The organism is Mesorhizobium sp. WSM4850 (assembly GCF_055811735.1).
This window is the reverse complement of the sequence record NZ_JBVVPV010000024.1, coordinates 1-24537: the sequence shown is the minus strand read 5'-3', so window position 1 is coordinate 24537 and position 24537 is coordinate 1. Positions and strand designations below refer to the sequence as shown.

Below are 24537 nucleotides of genomic sequence, written 5' to 3'. Positions count from 1 at the left end.
TCGGACCTAAAGCGCCGATATCTTGAGCTCGACCCGCTCGGCCGGAAACCGCGTTTCGGCGAACTGGATCGGCTGGCCGTCCGGCGTGACATTGACGGCGACCGTGACCAGCACGATGGCGCCGGGCTGCAGATTAAGATCGGCAAGGTCGGCGGCGTCCGCATGGCGGGCCGACAGCACCGTCGATTGCCTGAGATAGTCACCGATGCCGAAACGCTGGAATGAGGCGGTCACCGATCCGGTTTCGGCCATGGCGGCATCGATGCCGGCGAAGCGAGCCGCATCGAACCAGCCGGTGGCACGCGAGACCGGTTGCCCATCGGCTTCGCCGCGCGTCTCGAGGCGTATGACAGTCGAACCCCTGGCAAGCCCCAGCCCTTCGGCGACGCGCCGGCTGGCCGGCTCGACCGCCGATTCGAGCAGCACGCTGCGGCGCTCCGACGCCTGCCCTTGCAAGCCCTCCGAAAAACGGGTGCGCGCGCCGATCGGATAGGACAGCCGCTTGCGCGACAGCACGAAGGTGCCGCGCCCCTGTTCGGCCCTGAGCACGCCATCCTGCACCAGTGCGGCGATGGCGCTGCGCACCGTATGGCGGTTGACGCCATAGCGCTCGGCCAGTGCAACTTCCGGTGGCAACGCAGCATTCTCGGCAAAGTCGCCAACGGCGATCGAATGCAGGATCTGGTCGGCGATCTGCCGCCACAGCGAGACGCCGCTGCGCCGCTCCAAGCTGCTGGCCATCTGCTGACCGATCATCTCTTTGCCCCGATCTTTTTCGCGCTGTCATCCATCCGTCATGGACACGCATTAGAAAATAGATATAATTTGTATAATTGTCTATATCAATAGACGAATTTTCGATGCAAGGGAATGTTAACCATGCGAGGACAGGAAGCGCGTGATCAGCAGCTTGAGCGCAAGGCCGTCATGGCGACGCTGGCGCAATCGACCGGCGACGATATCGTCCGCCTCTGGATCGAAGCCGGCCTGCCTTCGGAAGCAGAACTCCTGCGCGGCCCCGAAACCGGCCTGGTCACCGTGCGTGGCCGCATCGGCGGCGGCGGCGCGCCGTTCAACGTCGGCGAAGCGACAGTCACCCGCGCGACGGTGCGGCTTGCCTCGGGAGAAGTCGGCCACTGCTACGCGCTGGGCCGTGACAAGCGGAAAGCAAAACTGGCGGCGATCGCCGACGCGCTCTGGCAGGATCCCACAAGCCGCAACGAGGTCGAGAGCAAACTCATTGCACCGCTGCAGGCCGCACTGGCCAGCCGACGTGAGCGGCGGCGCGCCGAGACGGCGGCGACGAAGGTCGATTTCTTCACCATGGTACGCGGAGAAGACTGATGGATATCGCAACCCAGGCGATCGAGGGCGGCTTTGCCGATCCGGTGTTCGACGCCCAGACGGTGTTCCGCGCCGTGATGGACGCAATGGCGCGGCCGGGCACCCTGCAGCCTCTGCCGGTCTTTGCCCGCCCGCCGGCGCCGCTGTCGGCCACCGCGGGCGCCATCGCGCTGGCGCTGTGCGACAACGACACGCCGCTCTGGCTCGATCTCGTTTTGCAGGCCCCAGCAGCGGTGAAATCCTGGCTCGGCTTCCACACCGGCGCGCCACTGGCCCACACGCCAGCCGATGCGCATTTCGCGCTGATCGCCACGCCGGCCGAGATGATGGCGCTCGACGGCTTTTCACAAGGCACCCAGGACTATCCCGACCGCTCGACGACGCTGATCCTGCAGGTCAGCGATCTCGTCTCAGGCGCGCCGCTGCTGCTCGAAGGTCCTGGCATCGAAACAACCGCGACAATCGCGCCGGCGCAGATGCCGCGCCACTTCGTCGAACAATGGAAGCAGAACAATCAGCGTTTCCCCCGTGGTGTCGACATTATCCTAGCCGCCCCGGAAGGCGTTGCCTGCCTGCCGCGCACGACGCGCATCAAGACGATGGAGGCGTGATATGTATGTCGCAGTAAAAGGCGGTGAAGCGGCTATTGCCAACGCCCACGCCCTTCTCGCCGACCGCCGCCGCGGCGACCGTTCCGTGTCGGCGCTTCGCCTCGACCAGATCGTCGAGCAGCTGGCGCTCGGCGTCGACCGGGTGATGAGCGAAGGTTCGCTCTACGACCGTGAATTGGCGGCGCTGGCCATCGTTCAGGCGCGCGGCGACATGATCGAGGCGATCTTCCTGGTTCGCGCCTATCGCACCACGCTGCCGCGCTTCGGCTACACCAGGGCGATCGACACCGGGGCGATGCTGGTCGAGCGGCGCGTGTCGGCGACCTACAAGGATCTTCCCGGCGGCCAGCTTCTCGGCCCGACCTTCGACTACACCCACCGGCTGCTCGATCCCGAACTCGCCGCCGGCGGCGACGTCGCCGAGCCGCTGCAGCGCGCCAGCGACGCGGACGCCATGCCGCGTGTCTCCGCCATCCTCGCCCGCGAAGGCCTGATCGAGCCCGACGGCGACATGCCGCAGGACCATATCCCGGGCGACATCACCCGCGAGCCGCTGGAATTCCCGATGGCGCGCGACATCCGCCTGCAGGCGCTGTCACGCGGCGACGAGGGTTTTTTGCTGGCGCTCGGCTATTCCACTCAGCGCGGCTATGCCCGCAACCATCCGTTCGTCGGCGAGGTTCGCATCGGCGAGGTCGAGCTGGAACTCGACGTGCCGGAGCTGCCATTCGCCGTACCGCTGGGTACTGCGCGTGTCACCGAGTGCCAGATGGTCAACCAGTTCAAGGGCTCCGCCAAGGCGCCGCCGCAATTCACCCGCGGCTACGGCCTCGTCTTCGGCCAGAGCGAGCGCAAGGCAATGGCCATGGCGCTCTGCGACCGCGCGCTTCGTGCAACCGAATTCGGCGAAGATGTCGTCGCCGCTGCCCAGGACGAGGAATTCGTCATCTCGCACTCCGACAATGTCCAGGCGACCGGCTTCGTCGAGCACCTCAAGCTGCCGCACTATGTCGACTTCCAGGCCGAGCTCGACCTGGTGCGCCGCATGCGCGCCGAGCACGACGCCCGCGAGAATGCCGGCAAGGTCGAAGAAAAAAGGGAGGCCGCGGAATGACCGCACAACCGACCGATATCGCAACCTACAACTTCGCCTATCTCGACGAGCAGACCAAGCGGATGATCCGCCGCGCGATCCTCAAGGGCATCGCCATTCCCGGCTATCAGGTGCCGTTCGCCTCACGCGAAATGCCGATGCCCTATGGCTGGGGCACCGGTGGCGTCCAGGTTACCGCCTCGATCATCGGCCCCGACGATGTGCTGAAGGTCATCGACCAGGGCGCCGACGATACCACCAATGCGGTTTCGATCCGCGCCTTCTTCAAGAAGGTCGCAAATGTCGCCGTCACCACCGACACGGCGAAGGCGACCATCATCCAGACCCGCCACCGCATCCCCGAGCACCCGCTGACCGCAGGCCAGGTGCTGGTCTATCAGGTGCCGATTCCCGAGCCGCTGCGCTTCCTCGAGCCGCGCGAGACGGAAACGCGCAAAATGCATGCGCTGGAGGAATACGGCCTCATGCATGTAAAACTCTACGAAGACATCGCCAGACACGGTCGCATCGCCACCACCTATGCCTACCCGGTCAAGGTCGAGGGTCGCTATGTGATGGACCCGTCGCCGACGCCGAAGTTCGATAACCCGAAAATGCACCGTTCGCCGGCTCTGCAACTGTTTGGTGCCGGCCGCGAAAAGCGCATCTATGCGCTGCCGCCTTTTACCGACGTAGTCAGCCTCGACTTCGAGGACCATCCGTTCGAGGTGCAGACCTTCGACCAGCCCTGCGCACTGTGCGCGGCCGAAAACGTCTATCTCGACGAGGTCATCCTCGACGACCATGGCGGCCACATGTTCGTCTGCTCTGATGCCGACCATTGCGAGAAGCGGCGCGAGCAAGGCCATCGCGGCCACCTTGCGCCTGAAACCCCTCCTGCCCTGGAAAAAACGGAGCCGGCGCAATGAGCGACGAGCGGCTGCTGCGCGTCTCCGCGCTGTCCAAGTTCTACGGTTCGCGCATAGGTTACGAGAACGTCAGCTTCGACCTGTGGCCGGGCGAGGTGCTGGCAGTGGTCGGCGAATCCGGATCCGGCAAGACGACGCTGCTCAACTGCCTGTCGACCAGATTGCTGCCGAGTTCCGGCACCGCCAGCTACCGCATGCGCGACGGCCAGTTTCGCGAGCTTTACCGCATGAGCGAGGCCGAGCGCCGCTTCCTGATGCGCACCGACTGGGGTTTTGTCCACCAGAACCCCGCCGACGGGCTGCGCATGACGGTGTCGGCCGGCGCCAATGTCGGCGAGCGGCTGATGGCGGTCGGCGACCGCCACTATGGGAAAATCCGCGCTACCGCCGTCGACTGGCTGTCGCGCGTAGAGATCGACGAGGACCGTATCGACGACGAACCGCGCGCCTTTTCCGGCGGCATGCGCCAGCGCCTGCAGATCGCCCGCAACCTCGTCACCGGGCCGCGGCTGGTGTTCATGGACGAGCCGACCGGCGGCCTCGACGTCTCGGTGCAGGCGCGCCTGCTCGACCTGTTGCGCGGCCTGGTCACCGATCTCGGTCTCGCGGCGATCGTCGTCACCCACGACCTTGCGGTGGCGCGTCTGCTGTCGCAACGCATGATGGTGATGAAGGACGGCCGCGTCGTCGAAAGCGGCCTCACCGACCGCGTGCTTGACGATCCCCGCGCGCCCTACACCCAGCTTCTCGTTTCTTCCATTCTGCAGGTGTGATAATGGCTACCCCGCTCGTCGTCTCCGATGTCGCCAAGAGCTTCACCATGCATCTGCGTGACGGCATCAAACTGCCGGTCGTCGCCGGCGTGTCGTTCTCGATCAGGAGCGGCGAATGCGCCGTGCTCGGCGGCCCCTCCGGCGCCGGCAAGAGTTCGATCCTGAAGATGCTCTACGGCAACTACGCTGTCGATGCAGGCCAGATTATTGTCCAGCACGGGGACGGGCTCATCGATCTGGCGACGGCCAGTCCGCGCACGGTTCTTGCCGTGCGCCGCCTCACGATCGGCTATGTCAGCCAGTTCCTGCGCACAGTGCCGCGCGTCTCGGCGCTGGATGTCGTCGCCGAACCGCTGGTCGAACGCGGCGAGGACCGTGAGGTTGCGCGCAGCAAGGCGCGCGCCTTGCTGGCGCAGCTCAACCTGCCGGAAAAGCTCTGGATGCTGCCGCCGGCGACCTTTTCCGGCGGCGAACAACAGCGCGTCAACATCGCGCGCGGCTTCATCACCGAGCACCCGATCCTGCTGCTCGACGAGCCGACAGCCTCGCTCGACGCCAGCAACCGTGACGTGGTGATTGCGCTGATCGCGGCCAAAAAGGCGGCCGGCGTCGCCCTGCTTGGCATCTTCCACGATCACGACGTGCGCGAGGCAGTGGCCGACCGCGTCATCGACGTGACCGCTTTTGCCGCCGGGAAAATCGCCGCATGACCAGAAAACTGTCGGAAACGCCGCTGGTCCACGAAACGGCGGAAGTCGACAACTCGATGCTCGGCCGCTGGACCGAGATCGCCGAACGCTGCCGGCTTTCGGAAAGTACGCTCGGTGACTATTCCTACATGATGCGGGACTGCAGCGCCTGGTGCGCGACGATCGGCAAATTCGCCAACATCGCCGCCAGTGTGCGCATCAACGCCACCAACCATCCGACCTGGCGGCCGACGCTGCACCACTTCACCTATCGCGCCTCTGACTATTGGGACGACGCCGAGCACGAGAGCGAATTCTTTGCGCAGCGCCGCGCCAAACGGGCCACCATCGGCCACGACACCTGGCTTGGCCACGGCTCGACCATCCTGCCCGGCGTCAGCGTCGGCGATGGTGCGACGGTCGGCGCCGGCGCCGTGGTGTCGAAGGACGTCGCGCCCTACACCATCGTCGGCGGCGTGCCGGCCAAACCGATCCGCGAACGCTTCGACCGCCGCACGGCGGAACGCTATCAGGCACTTGCCTGGTGGGATTGGGACCACGCCCGCCTGCGCGCCGCACTCGACGATTTTCGCGCGCTTTCGGCGGAAGCATTTCTGGAAAAATACGGCAGTTGGTGAATGGTCAATAGTGAATGGCGGCAGGGAAGCCGTTCTTATCACCATTCACCATTCACCATTCACTTGATCGAACTGCGGCCGCTGGCTCGCCCTTTCCAGCCTGTGGACGGTAACAAAACTGACATCAATCCGACACCGCGGTTTCACGCGGCTGCGCTAGCCAAGGTTAACAGACCTTCGAAACGCGACTGGACTGGAACTTGCCTATGTCAGCAGCCTCAGCCACGCTCGAAATCCGCGGCGTCACCCGTCGGTTTGGCAGGAACACCGCCGTCAGCAATGTCGACATCTCGATCCCTCACGGCCAGATGGTCGGCATCATCGGCCGCTCGGGCGCCGGCAAGTCGACGCTTTTGCGCATGATTAACCGCCTCATCGATCCCAGCCAGGGCTCGATTTTCTTTGACGGCGCCGAAGTCTCCAGCCTGCGCGGCTCGCTGCTCAGGCGCTGGCAGCGCGACTGCGCCATGATCTTTCAGCAATTCAACCTGGTGCCGCGCCTTGACGTGCTGACCAACGTGCTGCTCGGCCGGCTCAATCACCGTTCGACCGTTGTCAATCTGCTCGGTGTCTTCTCCCGCGAGGAACGGGCCGAGGCGATCGCCGCGCTCGAACGTCTCGACATCGCCCGCACGGCGCTGCAGCCGGCCGGCACCTTGTCCGGCGGCCAGCAGCAGCGCGTTGCGATTGCCCGTGCCATGATGCAGCAGCCGAAAGTCATCCTCGCCGACGAGCCGATCGCCTCGCTCGACCCGCTCAACGCCAAGGTGGTGATGGATTCGCTGCAGGACATCAATCTGCGCGAGGGCCTCACCGTGGTCACCAATCTGCACACGCTGGATACCGCGCGCACCTATTGCGACCGCATCATCGGCATGGCCGCCGGCAAGGTGGTGTTCGACGGACCGCCCGAAGAGCTCAACCGCGAGGCCGTGCGCATGGTCTACGGCGCCGACAGCAATGGCGGCGAAATCTCCGAGGCGATCACCTCGACCAGTGTCGCCATCAAGCAAAAGATCGCCGCATCCGCCGGACCGCTAGAGCCGGCATTTCCCGGCTACTAGCTCCAACGATCCCGGCAAGTGGATACCGGTATACGAGTATACGAAAGCAGACGGGGAATGAGCGCCTGGACCACCAGTCCGCATCAAGGCCGGGCATAAAAAGGCGCCGTCAATATTCGAACGCTTCCGGCGCGACGCCGGAACCAACAGGAGAGACGCGAAATGTTTAGAAAAATACTTTTCGGTGCCGTTTCCATCCTCGCCATGGCGATGGGCGCGGTCCAGGCACAGGACCTGAAGGAATTCCGCGTCGGCATTCTGGGCGGCGAGAACGAAGCCGACCGCCTGCGCAACTACCAGTGCTTCGCCGACCACATCAAGCAAGTCCTCGGCGTGGAAAAAGTTTCGCTGTTCCCGGCCGCTGACTACGACGGCGTCATCCAGGGCCTGCTCGGCGGCACGCTCGACTTTGCCGAGCTCGGCGCTTCCGCTTACGCCAAGGTTTATCTCGAAAACAAGGACGCGGTTCAACCGGTCCTGACGACGATCCAGACCGACGGTTCGACCGGCTACCGTGCGGTCATGGTCGCGCGTGCTGATTCCGGCATCAAGACGCTCGCCGACATGAAGGGCAAGAAGCTCGGTTTCGCCGATCCCGATTCGACTTCTGGTTACCTGATCCCGGTCACGTCACTGCCCAAGGACATCGGCATGGATGTGAAGAGCTACTTCGCGTCGACCGGTTTCGGCGGCGGCCATGAACAGCTTGTCCTTGAAGTCCTGAAGGGCACGTTCGATGCCGGCACCACCTGGGCCTCCGGCGTCGGCGACTTCAACGACGGCTACAGCTCGGGCAATCTGCGCAAGATGGTCGACAAGGGCGTCCTCAAGATGGACGACCTCGTCGAATTGTGGCAGTCGCCGCTGATCCCGAACGGCCCGCTGGTATTGCGTACTTCGATCGACGCCGACACCAGGCAGAAGATCACCGACTTCCTGACCAAGCTCCCGGAAACCGATCCGGCCTGTTTCTCGGCAATTCAAGGCGGCGATTACAAGGGCTATTCGCCAGTTACCCCGGAATTCTACCAGCCGATTATCGACGCCCGTAAGGCGAAGATCGGCTCGTAAAGCAGACTGCCACAACGCCGCCGGGGCCACGTGCCGCCGGCGGCGTTGCCGCATCAGAGGCCGGGGATCTATCGATGAGTGCGACCGACGTTTACCGCGCGCCCGCGCTTTCACCGGAGGGAGCCACCGTCGAGCGGCACTGGCGCGATCTTGCCGCCCGCCGGCGCCTTTACACGATCGGCGGCCTGGTTTTCCTGTTTCTTGCACTCTCTGGCTCGCTCTGGTTCGCCAACGAAACCAACGCCGGAAAGTTCTTCGATCGCCTTCCCTACGTCGCCGACTTTTTCGCCGAGTTGAAGCCGCGCGACTGGTTCGATCCGGTGCGCGCGCTGTTCGACCTGCCGTCCCCCTATGACGACGGCAGCCTCAAGTTCGATTACCCGGAAGGCCGGGCCTACCTGACCCAGAGCATCTACATTCCGGAGTATTTCCACCGGATGATCGAGACGCTGAACATCGCCCTGTTTTCGACGCTGGTGGGCGCCACATTCGGCTTCCTGCTCTGCTTCTTCGCTGCAGGCAATATCACGGCCAGCCGCTGGCTCCGTTTCGCTACGCGCCGCTTCCTTGAAATCGTCCGCGCCTTTCCGGAAATTGTCATTGCCGGCTTTTTCCTGGCGATTTTCTCGTTAGGACCGATTCCTGCGATCATTGCGGTCAGCATCCATACCGTCGGCGCGCTCGGCAAAATGTTCTTCGAAGTCGTCGAAAATGCCGACATGAAACCTGAAGAAGGCTTGCGCGCCGTGGGCGCCAATTGGGTCGAGCGGGTGTGGTTTGGCATCGTGCCCCAGGTCCTGCCAAACTTCATCAGCTATTTCCTGCTCCGCTTCGAGATCAATGTGCGCGCTTCGACCATACTTGGCGCCGTCGGCGCCGGCGGTATCGGCGAATCCCTGCGTCTTTCGATCGGCCGGGGCCATGAGGCCAAGACCATCGCCATCGTCTTCCTGCTGTTCTGCACGATTGTCGCCGTCGACCAGCTTTCGGCATGGCTAAGACATCGTCTTGTCGGCCGGCAGGCGTTCGCATACGGGCGCGGAGAGTAAAGCGATGAATGCCGATGCCATCAACGACATCGCCGCTCGCCACCCGGACGCTTTCCGGCGCTCGCTGTGGAAGCGCTATGCCACTCCGATCGGCATGCTTCTTTGCATTCTCTACACCTTCTATTGTTCGTGGTTCTTCTCGGTCGCCAGCGTTGTCGAAAAGGCGAACTGGAACCTTGCCGGCGCGTATCTCGCCGACTGGGTGTCTTACGAAATCCGGCCCGACATCGAATTCAAGGACAATCATCTGACGATCGACTACTCCCGCTTCTCCAAGCTGGGATCCAATCCAGATCCCGACTGGGTGGCCAAGCAGATGGCCGTCATCGAGCGGCAGGTCGAGGCAGCGCCGGCACCGGCGATCGCGACCAACAAGTCGTCGCAGGATTCGTTCATGGCGCCTGGTGCGCCAACTGCCGAGACCCCGGCCGCCCCGTCGGGCCAATCCGCTCCTGCGGTGCCTGAAACGGTGCGTGAAAACGCCGTCGTGGCGGCGACCGTCACCCTTGGCAATGGCCAGATCGCCGTCACGCCAAACCTCGTCACCGTGACGCGCGGCGCCGAAAGCGTCGTCTTCGACATCGCCAAGCGCAGTTCTGTGACACCGCGCACACCGCTGCCTGACTGGATCGAGCAACGCAGGCCAGGCTCGACAGCCTATGTCTCGTTGGGATTTCTCGGCCGCGCCGAGGTGCAGAACGACGAGGTGGTCGCCTGGCGACGTTTCTTCGGCTGGGCCAATTTCGTGTTCGACACGAACTCGCCATTCTGGGGAAAGCCGTTCAGCGAGATCGCTTCACTGATCGTCTCCGGGGCTCGCATCGACCCGTGGCGGTCAAACGCGGCGCTCGCCTGGGACAACATTTTGAACAACGCCGAGTGGCAGCACGGCGACGTCTGGCTGAAACTCTTGCAGACCATCGTCATGGCTTTCGTCGGCACCGTGCTGGCCTCGATCGTCGCCTTTCCGCTCGCCTTCCTGGCTGCGCGCAACGTCACGCCGAGCCGGATAGCCAACCAGGTGACAAAGCGCTTCTTCGATTTCCTGCGCTCGGTCGACATGCTGATCTGGGCGCTGTTTTTTACGCGCGGCTTTGGTCCTGGGCCGCTGGCCGGCATGTCGGCGATCTTCTTCACCGACACCGGAACCTTGGGCAAACTTTATTCCGAGGCGCTGGAGAACATCGACGACAAGCAGCGCGAGGGCATCCGCTCGGTTGGCGCCACGCCGGCAATGGTGCAGCGCTACGGCGTGCTGCCCCAGGTTCTGCCGGTATTCCTCAGCCAATCCCTCTATTTCTGGGAATCGAACACCCGGTCAGCGACGATCATAGGCGCTGTCGGCGCCGGCGGCATCGGCCTGAAATTGTGGGAGGCCATGCGCACCAACACCAACTGGGCCAATGTTTTCTACATGGTTCTGCTGATTCTGCTTGTCGTTTTCATCTTCGACAGCATCTCCAGCTATCTCCGCCGCAAGCTGATGGGGACTGTCGCAAACAGCAATGATGAGCGGCGCGTTTCCGCCCGGCCGCCGGCAGCTCAGATCGCCTGAGAGGAAGGCTGCATCCTAGGCACCAGCCTTTTTCCAGCCGCTCTTGATGTGCTTGTAGCCGTCGCGGTAGACGGCTTCCGGGCATTCCGAAAAATCGCGCCAGACCTTGGTAGCCGCCGCCAAATCTTTCAGCGAGCGGCCGAAGGCCTCGATCGTCAGCCAGTCGTCATAGCCGCTCTTGCGGATGGCCGAAAACGTCTCTTGCCACGGAATGTGGCCGCGCCCCGGCACGCCGCGATCATTCTCCGAAATATGGATATGGACGACATTTTTGCGGTTGCGCGTATAGGCGCCGATCGTGTCGGTCTCTTCGATATTGGCGTGGAAAGTGTCGTACATCGCCTTTATGTGCGGCCGGTCGATTGCGTCGACATGCTCCGACAGATCGTCCATCGTGTTGAGCAGATAGCATTCGAAGCGGTTTAGCGCCTCCAGCCCGATGGTGACGTTCTTGTTGCCGGCATGATCGCCGATGGCGCGTTGCGAGGCGACGGAGCGCTTTTTCTCCGCCGCCGTCGGCCCACTGCCGGAGAAGGCGCCGAGCGTCGAATGCAGCGGGCCGCTCAGCGTTTTGGCGCCAAGCGCTTGTGTGCAGTCGATCGCCCATTTCATATAGTCGATGCCGGCCTTGCGCGTTGAAGCATCGGCCGAGATCAAATTCATCGACGGATCGCCCATCGCCGAGACGGCGGTGCGCTCCAGCCCGATGCGGTCGAGCAGCGCACCGAGCTTCTTGTAGTCGTCCGGCGTGCCGGCAAAGATCGGGATCTCGACGCCGTCGAATCCGGTCGCCTTGATATCCCTGAGCAGCGGCTCGTGTTTCTTCGACACGGCCGTCGTCCACAAAAACATGCACATGCCGATTTTCATCGACGCCCCCTCCTCATGATTTCCGGTGTTTTCTAAAGCTTCGTCCAGGCTGCGTTCTTCTTGGACGACTTCACGCAGGCCTCGATGAAGGCCATGCCTTCGACACCGTCCTGGATGGTCGGGAAGATAACGTCCTTAGCCGGCTTGCCACCCTTCCGGCGCGCCGCGCGGATGGCGCGGGCCGCCTCCTGGTAGATGTTGGCGAAGCCTTCGAGATAGCCTTCCGGATGGCCTGACGGAACGCGGCTGACGCGCCCGGCGACGGGCAGCGCGCCGGCGCCACTTCGAGTGATCAACTGCTTCGGCTGGCCGAACGGCGTGTACCAGAGATAGTTCGGGTCGGCCTGCACCCATTCAAGCCCGCCCTTCGAGCCGTATATCCGCAGCTTCAGCCCGTTCTCGTGGCCGGGCGCCACCTGGCTTGCCCACAACATGCCCTTGGCAGGGTGCGACTTGCCGACCGGCTTGAAGCGCAGCATGACGTTGACATTGTCGTCGAGCTGCCGCCCCGGCACGAAGGCGTCGAGATCGGCGGAAAGCGCATCGAGCTCGAGCCCGCAGACGAAGCGTGCCAGATTATAGGCATGCGTGCCGATGTCGCCCAGCGCCCCACCGGCGCCGGCCTGTTTGGGATCCGAGCGCCACGCTGCCTGCTTCTGGCCGGTGGCGGCAAGATCCTCGGTCAGCCAGTCCTGCGGATATTCCGACTGCACGATGCGAATGTCGCCGAGCTGCCCCTTGGCCACCATCTCGCGCGCCTGCCGCACCATCGGATAGGCGGTGTAGTTGTGGGTGAGGACAAAGACCTTGCCGGTCTTTTCGACCAGTGCCGCCAGCTTCTTCGCTTCCGCCAATGTCGTCGCCAGCGGCTTGTCGCAAATGACGTGGATGCCGGCTTCGAGAAACGCCTTCGCCGCCGGCACATGCACATTGTTTGGCGTGACGATGGCCACCGCCTCGATGCCGTCCGGCCGCTTGGCCTCGGCCTTGGCCATCTCGGCGAACGAGCCGTAGCTGCGCGCCGGATCGAGCCCAAGCTCCTCGGCCGAGGCCTTGGCACGCGCCGGGTCGGATGACAGGGCACCGGCGACCAGCACGAACTCATTGTCCATGCGCGCCGCAATCCGGTGCACCGCGCCGATGAAGGCGCCTTGCCCGCCGCCGACCATGCCGTAGCGGATCGGGCCGCCTCCCGTTTCCGACTTCGATGCGCCGACCATGATTTTTCTCCCTCGTTGTTGCTTGCCCTCCCCCTTGCGGGGAGGGTCGACGCGTAGCGTCGGGGTGGGGTCGCCGGGCGTGGAGCGCGGCATGAACCGACCCCACCCGGCCCTTCGGGCCACCCTCCCCTCAAGGGGGAGGGGAAAAAGTGCTAGATTCCCATCATGGCGCGCAGCACCTTTTTATCGGTCGCGCTGCCGGCGAAGTCGTCGAATGCCTTTTCCGTCACCCTGATGATGTGATGCTGGATGAAGGGCGCGCCTTCGGCCGCGCCATCCTCGGGGTGCTTCAGGCAGCACTCCCATTCCAGAACCGCCCACGAATCGTAGTCGTATTGGGCGAGCTTGGAAAAGATGCCGCCGAAATCCACTTGGCCGTCGCCGAGTGAGCGGAAACGCCCGGCCCGGTTCGTCCAGCTCTGATAACCGGAATAGACGCCTTGCCGGCCGGTCGGATTGAACTCGGCATCCTTGGCGTGGAAGGCCTTGATCCGCTCGTGATAAATGTCGATGAATTCGAGATAGTCGAGTTGCTGCAGCAGGAAATGCGACGGGTCGTAATTGATATTGCAGCGCTTGTGGCCGCCGACCGCGTCAAGGAACATCTCGAATGTCGCACCGTCGAAGACGTCCTCGCCCGGATGGATCTCGTAGCCAACATCGACGCCATTGTCCTCATAGACGTCGAGGATCGGTTTCCAGCGCTTTCCCAGTTCGGAAAACGCTTCCTCGATCAATCCCGCCGGCCGTTGCGGCCACGGATAAAGGTAGGGAAAAGCCAACGCTCCACAAAACGACACCGACGCCTTGAGCCCGAGGTTCTTGGAAGCCTTGGCGCCGAACTTCATCTGTTCGACCGCCCATTGCTGCCTGGCCTTCGGATTGTTGTGCACCGCAGGCGGTGCGAAGCCGTCGAACTGCGCGTCATAGGCCGGATGCACCGCCACCAACTGCCCCTGCAAATGCGTCGACAGCTCGGTGATCTCGACGCCGGCATCGCTGCAGATGCCCTTCACCTCGTCGCAATAGGCCTGGGAAGACGCCGCTTTCTCGAGGTCGAACAGCCGGCTGTCCCAGGTCGGGATCTGCACGCCCTTGTAGCCCAGCCCGGCCGCCCATCTGGTGATCGACGGCAGCGAATTGAACGGTGCGGCATCGCCCGCGAACTGCGCCAGAAACAGCCCAGGACCTTTCATTGTCGACGGCATCGGCATCCTCCCTCATTATCCACGACCAAGCATAGCGCCGATTGAAAGCAGGGCCAGCCTCTTTGGTCTTTTCTCGACAGGCGCTAGTGCGCACCGCTATTCTGGTATTACCAAATATGCTCATTTGGTCAAGCGCTGCCACGCACAACCAGCGCTGCGCAAATTGCCGGGCAGCGGACAAATATGCCAGTTTAATCAAAGAAATAATCATGGGCCGGGGCTGCCTTGCAGGATTTCTTGCCGTCCAGATGAAATTGCTGTAGACCTCTTTTCACGCCCAATTGGTCGAACCAGTTACGAGGAATGCTGGAGCGCCTTGGGGAGGAACCATGCAACGCAATCTGGGGTGCGTCGCAGGCGAATTGTTACAGGCGAATTCTGGGAAGGACAGACCATGCATCTTTCGACGCACAACTGGATGCGGGCGGAACCGCTGGAAACGACGCTCAAGCGCATCAAGAAATTCGGCTATGAGTCGATCGAGATTTCCGGCGAGCCCGCGCAATACAAGACCAACGAGACGCGCGCGCTTTTGAAGGAGCACGGCATTCGCTGCTGGGGAGCGGTGACGCTGATGCTGGGCGAGCGCAATCTCGCCGCCAGGGACCAGGGCCAACGCGAGCGCTCGGTGCAGTACGTCAAGGAGGTGCTGACGATGGTCAGCGAACTCGACGGCGAGATCATCACGCTCGTTCCCGCCACCGTCGGCAAGGTGGTGCCGGACGGCACCGAGGAAGAGGAATGGAAATGGGTGGTCGACGCCACCAGGGAATGCTTTACCCATGCCAGGAAAGTGGGCGTCAAGATCGCGGTCGAGCCGCTCAACCGCTTCGAGACCTACCTGTTCAACCGCGGCGCCCAGGCACTGGCGCTGGCCGATGCGGTCAGCCCCGAATGCGGTGTCTGCCTTGACGCCTATCACCTCCACATGGAGGAGTTCAACGTCTACGATGCCATCCGGCAGGTCGGAAACCGCCTGTTCGATTTCCACGTCGCTGACAACAACCGCTTCGCCGCCGGTCTCGGACAGATCGACTGGCCGAAGATCGTCGGCACCCTGAAAGAAGTCGGTTACGACGGGGCGTTGACCAACGAGTTCGTCGCCCCTGTCGACCGCACGCCGGCTGCTCCCTATCCCGACATGGTCGAACGCAACCCGGTCGACATCTCGCCGGAGCAGCTCAAATTCATCCAGGACCACGGTTCCAGCGTGCTCACGGAAAAATTCTACACCGACCAGATGCGCATCACCGCCGAAACGCTGCTGCCGCTGATCAAGTAATCGATCTCTGGAAACGAGCCTTTCCGACGGCGGCCCCTAACGGCGGCAAGGCAGAGGAAGAACATGCGCATTAAGACGGTCCAAGCCTGGTGGGTCCGCATACCGATCGAAGCCGCGCGGCAGCACCGCAGCGACTTCGGTCAGGTGACGACGTTCGACGCCGCAATCCTGCGTATCGAGACCGCCGATGGGCTGGTCGGCTGGGGCGAAGGCAAGAATGCCGCCGGCAGCACCGGCAGCTATGGCGCCCTCGTCCACATGCTGAACCACGAGGTCGGCCCGCAGCTGATCGGCTGCGATCCGGCCGACATCGGGGTGATCTGGGAGATGCTCTACAATGGCGTGCGCCACGACAGCGCCGCGCAAAACGGCCACGCCATGCCGCAATTGGCGCGGCGCGGCATCAGCATCGCCGCGATCAGCGCCGTCGATATCGCATTGTGGGATATTCTGGGCAAGTCGCTGGGGCTTCCGGTCTGGCGGCTGCTCGGCGGCCGCAAGCTTGACCGCATGCCGGCCTATGCTTCCGGCGGCTGGGCCTCCACCGAGGCAATCGGCGAGCAGTTGAAATCCTATATCGCCAAGGGCGGCTTCAAGGCGCTGAAGATGCGGATCGGCGCGATGGACGGCGCTCCGCACAATTCCGCCGCCCGCGTCCGCGCCGCAAGACAGGCGCTCGGCCCCGAAGTCGACCTGATGGTCGATGCGCACGGCACCTATACGGTGGCGGAAGCCAAACGCTTCATCCATCTCGCCGGCGATCTCGATCTGGCCTGGTTCGAGGAGCCGGTCATCGCCGACGACAAGCCTGGGATGGCCGAAGTGCGGGCGTCCGGCTCCATCCCGATCGCCACCGGAGAGAGCGAAGCGACGCGCTATGCCTTCCGCGACCTCGCCACACTCAAGGCTGCCGACATCTTCCAGCCTGACCCCGCCTTCTGCGGCGGCATCAGCGAGGCGATGAAGATCGGCACCATCGCCAGCGCCTTCAATCTGCGCTTCGCGCCGCATCTGTGGGCCGGTGCGCCTTGCTTCTTTGCCGGGCTGCATGTCTGCGCTGCTTCGCCGGCCAGCTTTACCATCGAATATTCGCTCGGCGCCAATCCGATGATCCACGATCTGATCGAGGAGACTGTCGAAGCAAAGGACGGTATGATAGCGATCCCCGAGAAGCCTGGACTGGGATTCACCCTTTCGGAACGGTTCCTGGAGGCGCACGCGCTACGCGGCTGATCATGAAAGAAAAGAACCTTCTCGCGGAACTCGCCGCCTATCTGTTCTCGCACTCCGACAAGGCGACCGGCCGAACGCCGTCGGAGCGTGAACTGGCGGAGCATTTCGCCGTCAGCCGCGGCCAGATCCGCGAGGCGCTGGCCATCCTCGAAGCCATGCGCATCGTCGAGCGCCGAGCCAAGTCCGGCATCTACATCGACACCAAGCAGGCCAGCGTCGAAGCGATGGCGCTTTTTGCCAAGGCCGGCCTGCCGCTCGATCCGATCCAGATCTACGAGACCGTCGAGTTGCGCAAGATCCACGAGATTAAGGCTGCCGAGCTTGCCTGCTCGCGCGCCACCGAGGAAAATTTCGAGCGGCTGCGCGAAATCCTGAAAGCTTCGGAAGACCGCATTGCGGCGGGCGAGGGCCTCGCCAAGGAGGACCGCGAATTTCACCTTGAGATCGTGCGGGCAACCAAGAACAGCGTTTTTCACAACATATGCAGCCTCTATTACTTGATGGGCGAGCAACGCCTGCCGATCTACTTCAACGATCCCGAACGCAGCATGCGCTCGCATGCCGAGCACATCCAGATCTACGAGGCGCTGCTGCGCCGCGACGGCAACCTCGCCCAGGCGCTGATGAGCGCCCATCTGCAAGGCGCGGAAAGCTATTGGAAAGGCCTGATCGAGGGCGGCAGGGCAGAACCTCACAGCCCAGCGCTCGAACCGGTCTGACATGCCTAAGATCTTGACGACACACACGCTGCACCCGCGCGCCTCCGCCATGTTGACCGGCGCCGGCGAACTCGTCGTCGCCTCAGCCCTTGATGCCGACACGCTGGCGACTGAGGCGAGGGACGCCGATATCATCATCGTTCGCGCGCCGCTGCCAGCAGCGCTTTTCGAAGGGGCGACGAAGCTCCGGGCGGCAATCCGCCACGGCGCCGGGCTCGACATGGTTCCCATGGAAGCCGCCACGGCGGCTGGCGTGCTGGTGGCAAACGTGCCGGCGGTCAATGCGCGCTCGGTCGCCGAATACGTGATGTTCGCGGCGCTGGCACTGCTGCGGCGCTTCCGCATGGTCGACCGCGACTTGCGGGCGAAGGGCTGGCTGGCCGGCCGCGATCACACCATTCTCGCCAGCGAGCTCGCCGGCAAGACGATCGGCATTGTCGGCTTCGGCGCCATCGGACAGGCAGTCGGCCACATCGCGGCGCATGGTTTCGAGCTGAACGTGGTGGCGACGACGCGCAGCATGAGGCCGGCGCCGGACAGCGTCGGGTTCCTGTCGATCGATGCGCTGGTCGAGCAGAGCGACATCATCGTTCTGTGCTGCCCGCTGACAGCGGAGACGCGCGGGCTGATCAACCGCGGGCGCATCGGCCGAATGAAGCCGCACGCGCTGCTGATCAATATTTCGCGCGGGCCGGTGATCGACGACGAGGCGCTGATCGAAGCGCTGCAGAATGACCGTATCGGCGGTGCCGCGCTCGATGTCTTTGCGACGCAGCCGCTACCGCCCAATCACCCCTATTTCGGCTTCGACAATGTCATTGTCACGCCGCATATGGCCGGCATCACCGAGCAGTCGATGATGCGCATGGGGGTCGGTTCGGCTGATGAAACCTTGCTGGTGCTGGCCAACAAATTGCCGGTCAACCTGCGCAATCCCGAAGTGGTCGAGCACTACCGGCGGCGGTTCCCGGCCGACGCGTAAGCGCTACCGCCGTTTCGCCCAATTCCTGCACGACGCTGCACCCTATGCTCGTTTTTCGCCGCGCGCCGCTGCTTGTTGCGATCGTTTCGATCTGCGCCCTGCCCTCGGTCGCTGCGGCCGACAGCAGTTATGTCTATTGCGACAACGGCCTGCGGTGCGTGATGGCGCCCTGTCCGTCGAACAGCGCGCTCGATCTTGCCACGGGCACGATCATCAAGGGCGTGTCGATCGACATCGAGGAATTGCCGCAGCAGGACAAGGCGCTCGATCTTTCGGACAAGCTCTACGCCGGCAAGGTCGTCGTTGTTGGCTCAATCGAGAACCGAACCCAGACCCTCAACGGCAAGCAATACAACTGCCATGGCTGGTCGCGACCGGTATCGAACGCGCGTCCAGGGACAGCGAACGCGGCCACTGTTCGTCGCAATAATTTTTTCACATCTTCAACGGCCAAGCAGTGCCTCGACTCCCGCCGCGATGCGCAGCAGACGGTGGTCGTCGCCGTTGCGCGCCACCAGCATCAGCCCTGCCGGGCGCGCCATTCCCGGCATCGGCAGCGAGATCGCGCAGAGGTCGAACTGGTTGGCGACCTGCGTGTTGCGCAGCAGAAGGCCTTCCGTGCGCTCACACAGAGCTTCGTCGCTGGTCATCGAGACGATGGTCGGCGCGGTGACCGGCGTGGTCGGCAGGGCCAGCACATCGACAGACGCCAGCCGCTCGTCCATGGCGGCGACAAGCGCCGTGCGGCGGCGGATTGCCCTGATATAGGCCGTGGCCGGAACGGCAGCAGCGCGCGACAACGGCTCGCTCACCCGCGGATCGACCGGCGTCGCCGCACCTTCTGCCAGCCAATCTGCATGGACGGCGGCGCCCTCCATTGCCGCGATCGAGGCCCGCCCGGTTGCCGCGCGCAAATCGGCAAGGAGGTCATCGATGGACAGACCGGCAAGGCGTGCACCGGCGCGTTCCAGCTTGCGAGCACATCGCTCGAGCGCCGCCGCGACCTCTTCTTCCGTATCCTCGAAGAGCACGCCGTAGGGAAAGCCGATGCGCAGTCCGGCAAGCGAAAGCGGAACAAGTGCCGCGAAATCGTCGCCCGCCATCACCGCATCGGCTGCCGCACATCCGGCGACGGTGCGCGCAAGCGGGCCGATGGAGTCGAGCGTGTCGGACAGCGGGAAAACTCCATCGCGGAACACGTGCCGCGCCGTCGGCTTGAAGCCGACGACACCGTTCAGCGCCGCCGGAATACGCACCGAACCGCCGGTGTCGGAACCTATCGAGATCTCGCTGGTGCCTTCGGCAACGGAAACACCAGCGCCGGAGGATGAGCCACCCGCGATCCGGCTGGCGTCGGTCGCATTGCCGGGCGTGCCGTAATGCGGGTTGACGCCGATCGCGGTGAAGGCGAATTCGGTCATGTTGGTCTTGCCGAGGATGACCGCGCCCGCTTGCCGCAGCCGCCGCACGATGACGGCATCCCGCAGCGCCGGCGCCGCGGTGCTGAGCAACAACGAACCGGCCGTGGTCGGCTCGCCGGCGACATCGAACAGGTCCTTGATCGACAGAATTGTGCCGTCCAGCGGCCCGAGCGTCACGCCGGCTCTGCGCCTGGCATCGGCGGCGTCGGCTGCTGCTCGCGCGGCTTCCGGATAGAGTTTTACAAACACGCTTTCATTGTCGGCGCGAACGGCGAGACGTGAAAGGACGGCTTCGAGGCGATCGCGGGCTGATTGCATTTTCGGTGTCGGACTCCGGACGTGTCGAACGTCTTAAGGGCAATGCGAGCGCATGCGCCAAGAATTAATCCGGCGCGGGCGATTTTTGTACGCCTGCCAAACGCCAGGAATATGGAAGGGAAGAACACCGATGCTCTACAAAGGCAGCTGCCACTGCGGCAAGATCGCCTTCGAGGTCGAAGGCGATCTGACCCGCGCCGTGCGATGCAATTGCTCGATCTGCTCACGCAAGGGCGCGTTGCTATGGGCGGTGCCGCACGAGGCATTGCGGGTGCTTGCCTGGGGCGACGATCTTGGCAAATACACTTTTGGCAATCATGTCATTGCCCACCGGTTCTGCCGGACCTGCAGCATCCATCCTTTCGCCGAGGACGTCAGCGAAGGGAGCGAGCGAAGCGCCTACGTCAACATCCATTGCATCGACGGATTGGACCTCGCCGCTGTGCCGGTTCTCGACTTCGACGGCCGCGCGGCCTGAAACCGAAACTATTGCCGGCTCCCAGCGTTCGAGTGGTCTAACGGTACCCCGTCGCATCTGCTGGCATGCCGGCATTCTCAACTTCCGGAACGTAGCGCCACGCGGCGGGCCGCGAGCCGTCGAGATCGGTAAAGCCGTAGACCTGCGCCAGCCCGCCACTCGACAGCGACTGCCCGTTCCAGCGCGAACGGTCCGGATCCGCAGCAAGCGCCGCCACTGCGCGCCCGATAAAACGCGGGGTCTCGGAAATGACGAAATGCGGCACTTTCGCTTTCGCATCACGCCAGTTATCCTCGGTCACCCCAAACGCTTCCAACATCATTTCCGAACGCAGCCAGCCGGGTGTCAGCGAAATCGAGGTGGCGCCGTGCGGGGCAAGGTCCTGGGCATGGGCCCAGGCCATGCGGGTCACCGACACTTTGGCGAGGTCGTAGAACGGCGAAAGCCGATAGTGGTCTGCATTATACTCGGCTGTGCCATCGGTGACTTCGACAAGCAGCCCGCCCGGGCGCTCAATCAAAAGCGGCAGCGCGTAATGCGCGGTGATCAGATGCGTGTCGATGCCCAGCCGCAGCATGCGCAAACCATTCGTGAGATCATGCTCCCAGACCGGCTTGTTCCATTCGAACAGTTTCTCGCCGCCCCAGATGTCGTTGACCAGCACATCGAGGCGGCCCTGCTCGGCACGTATCCGGTCGACCAGCTTGCACACGTCTTCGGCAACCAGATGATCGACTTGCACAGCGATGCCATGGCCGCCTTGCGCTGAAACAAGCTCGGCCGTTTCCTCGATGGTTTCCGGGCGGGCGTATTCGGACTGATGCGTGCGCGTTGTCCGCCCGGTGACGTAGACCGTCGCGCCGGCGACACCCAGTTCGACCGCAATGCCTCTCCCCGCACCGCGCGTTGCGCCAGCGACCAAAGCGACTTTTCCCGCAAGCGACATTGAACTCTCCAGACTCGACCTATCAACGCCCTGACCAAACGCTGGCATTCTGCAAAGCCGTAATATATAAATGATCATTCGGTTATAAATGGATGTCAAGATGCCTCGGCAAAAAACGCAGTCCGACGAGCACGTTCTGGAAGCGGCGCACCGGCTGATCCACAACCATGGCCCGGAGAGCCTCACATTCGAACGGCTGTCCAAAGCTTGCGGACTTTCCGGCTCGACCCTGGTGCAGCGTTTCAAGAACAAGGCTACGCTCAGGCAAAAAACCTTGCTGCAGGCTTGGGACAGGCTGGACGAGAAGACGACAAGGCTCGCAGACACGATACAGAGAACCCCTGCTGGCGCGATCGAGTTGCTGGTGGCGCTATCGCGGGACTATGGCGGCATCGAATCCTATGCCGAGGGCCTGCTCGTCCTGCGCGAAGATCTGCGCGATCCGGTGCTTCGCGCGCGCGGGGCGTCGTGGAAGGCCTCTCTGTGCAGCATCCTCGACTCTTGCTTTGCTTCGGTCGCCAACACGCCGTCAGACATCGGCCTGCTGATGGCATCGCACTGGCAAGGTTCGCTGCTTTGGTGGAGTTTCGACCCGAAAGTCGAAGTTGCATCCTATGTCGAAGACAGTCTGGGCCGTTTCGTCGTCGCAATCGCCACGGCCCGAAAACCGTAACCGATTTTCGGGCCATTTCTTGGAGGCGTCCTACGTGGGACGCACCTACAGATGGCTTAGGTCGCGCTTCTCGGGCCGAGCAAGAACGCCGCCAAGGCCGCCAGCAATGTCGCGATCCCGCAATAGGTGAAAGCGCTGGCAACGCCGGCATTATCGACCAGCAGGCCGCCGAAAACCGCGCCCAGTGCAATCGCCACCTGGAATGTGGCGACCATCAGCCCGCCGGCGCTTTCTGCCTGGTCGGGAGCGGCTCGCACCAGCCACGTCTGCAGCCCGACCGGGACCGCGCCGAAGGCAAAGCCCCAGGCGGCAATCGCTATCGCCGCAACGACTGGCGAGGCGCCGATGGTCAGCAGCAGAAGCGCTGCGACCGCAATCAGCAGTGGCGCCAGGCCCACCGCGGTCTTGAGGCTGCGTTCAGCCATGAACCCGCCGGCAAAATTGCCGAAGAAGCCACCGATGCCGTAGGCGAGCAGCACAAGCGAGATCGTCTCGATGTCCAGCGCGGGCACCTTCTCGAGAAACGGGCGGACATAGGTGAAGCCGGCAAAGTGTCCCGAGGCGACCAGCAGGACCACCAGAAGCGCAACCCTGATCATCGGCCGCTTTATGACCTCCAGCAAGGTCCGAACACTTGCCACGCCCGCCGGCGGCAGCTTCGGAAGGGTGGCGATCTGCACCAGCAGCGCCAGAGCGCCGACAACAGCCGCGATCATGAAGGCGGTTCGCCATCCCCAGATGTCACCGACATAGGCGCCGACCGGGGCGGCGCAGACGGTCGCCACCGAGACGCCGGTGAGAATGATCGACATGGCGCGTGGCATCAGCCGCATCGGAACGAGCCGCATCGCCATGGCTGCCGACATCGACCAGAAGCCGCCGAGGCTGATCCCGAGCATGATGCGGGCGATCAGAAGTATGGAAAGCGAGGACGCAAACGCCGCCAGCAGGTTCGACAGGATCAGCAGCACCGTCAGCGCCCACATCACCAGCCTGCGATCCAGCCGCCTGGTGACGATGGCCATGGTCGGGGCGGCTATCGCGCCGACGACGGCGGTTGCCGTCACCGCCTGGCCGGCAGTGCCTTCCGATATGCCTAGGTCTTGCGCCAGCGGCGTCAGCAGGCTGGCGGGCAGGAATTCCGCGGTCACCAGCCCAAACACACCGAGCGCGAGCGATACGACCGCCCCCCACGCAGGCTCGGCTCGTTCGTCGGTTTCCGCGGGATCGAGAACGGCGTCCATGACGCCTGTCGCAGGTTCGGTCATGATGGAATCTCCGATCTGGTTGCAGCGCAACATCTGGCTGCAGTGCAACATAGGGAGTGACCGACTGGAGTTTCCATGCTAAAAACACCATCATGTTTGACTATTCGTCCAAAGTTCCGATCACGGGTGATCCGCTGACGGACATATTGCGCGGGTTAAGGCTCGACGGCGTCGAATACGGCCGCTGTGAAATGCAGGAGCCCTGGGGCCTCCAGTTTCCGGCCCAGACGGGGGCGCGGTTTCATTTCATCGGCCGCAAGGGATGCTGGCTACTGCAGCCGTCCGGCGAATGGGTCGAGCTCAAGGCGGGCGACGCGGTGCTGCTGCCGCGCGGCGCAGCACACGTCCTGGTGAGCGACCCGGGCATTGAGGCTTCGCCGATCCAGGGCTACAAGGTCGCCGAGGTCTGCAAGGACGTTTATTGCATGTCCAATGAAGGTCGCCGGCCGGGGACGCTGCTGTTTTTCGGCAGCATGTATTTCAATCTCGACGGTTTGCACCCATTGCTCGGCATGATGCCGGACGTGATGCGCGCGCACGAACTGGAGGCCTATGAGCCCGGCATTCCGCATCTGCTGGAGGCGATGGCCCGCGAAGTGACGATGGAGCGCGTCGGCTCAGGCGGCATTCTGGCACGGCTTGCCGATGTGCTGGCCGCCACCGTCATCCGCTCCTGGGTCGAGCGCGGCTGCGGCGACTCGTCCGGATGGATCGCCGCGGTGAGGGATCGCGAGATCGGGCGCGTGCTGGCCGCGATCCATCTTGAACCGGACCGCGACTGGACGGTGGAGACCCTGGCCAGGATGATGGGCGCCTCCCGGTCGGGCTTCGCCGAGCGCTTCGCGACGATCGTCGGCGAAACGCCGGCCAAATATGTCACCCAGGTGAGAATGCACCAGGCACGGCAATGGCTGGTCCGCGACCGGTTGAAGATTTCCGTCGTCGCCGCACGCCTGGGCTATGAATCCGACGCGTCATTCAGTCGGGCGTTCAAGCGCGTCATCGGATCGGCTCCCAGCCATTTTCGTCGACCGTGAACAATCCGGGCGCTAAGCGGCGACCGACTTCGACCGAAGTTGAAGCAGGGCGATCAAGAGCGACAA

The 24537-nt window shown here is 63.5% G+C and carries 26 protein-coding genes; 18 read left to right on the top strand and 8 right to left on the bottom strand.

Annotated elements, in window-relative coordinates; all coding sequences use genetic code 11:
- Positions 1-6: 6 nt before the first annotated feature.
- Positions 7-756, bottom strand: a complete 750-nt coding sequence (phnF, locus tag AC0L2Z_RS21375; protein WP_473629234.1) for a phosphonate metabolism transcriptional regulator PhnF — start codon at positions 754-756, stop codon at positions 7-9.
- 123 nt (positions 757-879) lie between these two features.
- Between phnF and phnG the strand changes: the two genes are divergently transcribed.
- From phnG to phnE (AC0L2Z_RS21320), 11 genes are all read left to right on the top strand, one after another.
- On the top strand, positions 880-1344 hold the full coding sequence (gene phnG, locus AC0L2Z_RS21370) for a phosphonate C-P lyase system protein PhnG (RefSeq protein WP_473629233.1): 465 nt from the start codon (positions 880-882) through the stop codon (positions 1342-1344).
- Positions 1344-1955, top strand: coding sequence for a phosphonate C-P lyase system protein PhnH (phnH, locus tag AC0L2Z_RS21365; RefSeq protein WP_287054369.1), 612 nt, complete (start codon positions 1344-1346; stop codon positions 1953-1955). The genes phnG and phnH overlap by 1 nt, the downstream gene beginning before the upstream one ends.
- Before the next feature lies 1 nt (position 1956).
- The gene (locus AC0L2Z_RS21360; RefSeq protein ID WP_473629232.1) at positions 1957-3069 is read left to right on the top strand and encodes a carbon-phosphorus lyase complex subunit; all 1113 of its coding nucleotides are present in this window, start codon (positions 1957-1959) and stop codon (positions 3067-3069) included.
- Entirely contained in the window at positions 3066-3977 is a 912-nt protein-coding gene (locus tag AC0L2Z_RS21355; RefSeq protein WP_473629231.1) for an alpha-D-ribose 1-methylphosphonate 5-phosphate C-P-lyase PhnJ, read from the top strand. The genes AC0L2Z_RS21360 and AC0L2Z_RS21355 overlap by 4 nt, the downstream gene beginning before the upstream one ends.
- Positions 3974-4750: a phosphonate C-P lyase system protein PhnK gene (gene phnK / locus AC0L2Z_RS21350; protein ID WP_473629230.1), complete on the top strand. Its 777-nt coding sequence runs from the start codon at positions 3974-3976 to the stop codon at positions 4748-4750. Before AC0L2Z_RS21355 ends, phnK begins: the two co-directional genes overlap by 4 nt.
- Positions 4751-4752: 2 nt before the next feature.
- A complete protein-coding gene (gene phnL / locus AC0L2Z_RS21345; protein ID WP_287325930.1) occupies positions 4753-5460 on the top strand; it encodes a phosphonate C-P lyase system protein PhnL in 708 nt (235 codons plus the stop codon).
- On the top strand, positions 5457-6077 hold the full coding sequence (locus AC0L2Z_RS21340; RefSeq protein ID WP_473629229.1) for a DapH/DapD/GlmU-related protein: 621 nt from the start codon (positions 5457-5459) through the stop codon (positions 6075-6077). The genes phnL and AC0L2Z_RS21340 overlap by 4 nt, the downstream gene beginning before the upstream one ends.
- Positions 6078-6283: 206 nt before the next feature.
- The gene (phnC, locus tag AC0L2Z_RS21335; RefSeq protein ID WP_473629228.1) at positions 6284-7141 is read left to right on the top strand and encodes a phosphonate ABC transporter ATP-binding protein; all 858 of its coding nucleotides are present in this window, start codon (positions 6284-6286) and stop codon (positions 7139-7141) included.
- Positions 7142-7303: 162 nt separating this feature from the next.
- Entirely contained in the window at positions 7304-8212 is a 909-nt protein-coding gene (phnD, locus tag AC0L2Z_RS21330) for a phosphonate ABC transporter substrate-binding protein (RefSeq protein ID WP_473629227.1), read from the top strand.
- A gap of 74 nt (positions 8213-8286) precedes the next feature.
- On the top strand, positions 8287-9261 hold the full coding sequence (phnE, locus tag AC0L2Z_RS21325; RefSeq protein WP_473629226.1) for a phosphonate ABC transporter, permease protein PhnE: 975 nt from the start codon (positions 8287-8289) through the stop codon (positions 9259-9261).
- Between the two features lie 4 nt (positions 9262-9265).
- Positions 9266-10816: a phosphonate ABC transporter, permease protein PhnE gene (gene phnE, locus AC0L2Z_RS21320; RefSeq protein ID WP_473629225.1), complete on the top strand. Its 1551-nt coding sequence runs from the start codon at positions 9266-9268 to the stop codon at positions 10814-10816.
- 15 nt (positions 10817-10831) lie between these two features.
- Here phnE (AC0L2Z_RS21320) and AC0L2Z_RS21315 read toward each other — a convergent pair whose 3' ends face one another.
- The 3 genes from AC0L2Z_RS21315 to AC0L2Z_RS21305 form a co-directional block, all read right to left on the bottom strand.
- Entirely contained in the window at positions 10832-11686 is an 855-nt protein-coding gene (locus AC0L2Z_RS21315; RefSeq protein WP_473629224.1) for a sugar phosphate isomerase/epimerase family protein, read from the bottom strand.
- Between the two features lie 32 nt (positions 11687-11718).
- On the bottom strand, positions 11719-12906 hold the full coding sequence (locus AC0L2Z_RS21310) for a Gfo/Idh/MocA family protein (protein ID WP_473629223.1): 1188 nt from the start codon (positions 12904-12906) through the stop codon (positions 11719-11721).
- Between the two features lie 152 nt (positions 12907-13058).
- Positions 13059-14114, bottom strand: a complete 1056-nt coding sequence (locus tag AC0L2Z_RS21305) for a sugar phosphate isomerase/epimerase family protein (RefSeq protein ID WP_287066992.1) — start codon at positions 14112-14114, stop codon at positions 13059-13061.
- 394 nt (positions 14115-14508) lie between these two features.
- On the opposite strand from AC0L2Z_RS21305, the gene AC0L2Z_RS21300 reads away from it, so the two are divergent.
- The 4 genes from AC0L2Z_RS21300 (at position 14509) to AC0L2Z_RS21285 (ending at position 18330) form a co-directional block, all read left to right on the top strand.
- Positions 14509-15396, top strand: coding sequence for a sugar phosphate isomerase/epimerase family protein (locus AC0L2Z_RS21300; protein WP_128173447.1), 888 nt, complete (start codon positions 14509-14511; stop codon positions 15394-15396).
- 63 nt (positions 15397-15459) lie between these two features.
- On the top strand, positions 15460-16629 hold the full coding sequence (locus AC0L2Z_RS21295) for a mandelate racemase/muconate lactonizing enzyme family protein (RefSeq protein ID WP_473629222.1): 1170 nt from the start codon (positions 15460-15462) through the stop codon (positions 16627-16629).
- A gap of 2 nt (positions 16630-16631) precedes the next feature.
- Positions 16632-17348, top strand: a complete 717-nt coding sequence (locus AC0L2Z_RS21290) for a FadR/GntR family transcriptional regulator (protein WP_128173445.1) — start codon at positions 16632-16634, stop codon at positions 17346-17348.
- 1 nt (position 17349) lies between these two features.
- Entirely contained in the window at positions 17350-18330 is a 981-nt protein-coding gene (locus AC0L2Z_RS21285) for a hydroxyacid dehydrogenase (protein WP_473629221.1), read from the top strand.
- Positions 18331-18463: 133 nt separating this feature from the next.
- Here AC0L2Z_RS21285 and AC0L2Z_RS21280 read toward each other — a convergent pair whose 3' ends face one another.
- A complete protein-coding gene (locus tag AC0L2Z_RS21280; protein ID WP_473629220.1) occupies positions 18464-18610 on the bottom strand; it encodes a hypothetical protein in 147 nt (48 codons plus the stop codon).
- 163 nt (positions 18611-18773) lie between these two features.
- Entirely contained in the window at positions 18774-20069 is a 1296-nt protein-coding gene (locus AC0L2Z_RS21275) for an amidase (RefSeq protein ID WP_473629219.1), read from the bottom strand.
- A gap of 130 nt (positions 20070-20199) precedes the next feature.
- Between AC0L2Z_RS21275 and AC0L2Z_RS21270 the strand changes: the two genes are divergently transcribed.
- Positions 20200-20547 (top strand): GFA family protein, encoded by a 348-nt coding sequence (locus AC0L2Z_RS21270; RefSeq protein WP_287230195.1) that lies wholly within the window; start codon positions 20200-20202, stop codon positions 20545-20547.
- 37 nt (positions 20548-20584) lie between these two features.
- Here AC0L2Z_RS21270 and AC0L2Z_RS21265 read toward each other — a convergent pair whose 3' ends face one another.
- On the bottom strand, positions 20585-21493 hold the full coding sequence (locus AC0L2Z_RS21265; RefSeq protein ID WP_473629218.1) for an SDR family oxidoreductase: 909 nt from the start codon (positions 21491-21493) through the stop codon (positions 20585-20587).
- 100 nt (positions 21494-21593) lie between these two features.
- On the opposite strand from AC0L2Z_RS21265, the gene AC0L2Z_RS21260 reads away from it, so the two are divergent.
- On the top strand, positions 21594-22166 hold the full coding sequence (locus tag AC0L2Z_RS21260) for a TetR/AcrR family transcriptional regulator (protein WP_287230199.1): 573 nt from the start codon (positions 21594-21596) through the stop codon (positions 22164-22166).
- A gap of 56 nt (positions 22167-22222) precedes the next feature.
- Here AC0L2Z_RS21260 and AC0L2Z_RS21255 read toward each other — a convergent pair whose 3' ends face one another.
- A complete protein-coding gene (locus AC0L2Z_RS21255; RefSeq protein WP_473532073.1) occupies positions 22223-23434 on the bottom strand; it encodes an MFS transporter in 1212 nt (403 codons plus the stop codon).
- Positions 23435-23526: 92 nt separating this feature from the next.
- On the opposite strand from AC0L2Z_RS21255, the gene AC0L2Z_RS21250 reads away from it, so the two are divergent.
- On the top strand, positions 23527-24471 hold the full coding sequence (locus AC0L2Z_RS21250) for an AraC family transcriptional regulator (protein ID WP_473629217.1): 945 nt from the start codon (positions 23527-23529) through the stop codon (positions 24469-24471).
- Positions 24472-24537 lie beyond the last annotated feature (66 nt).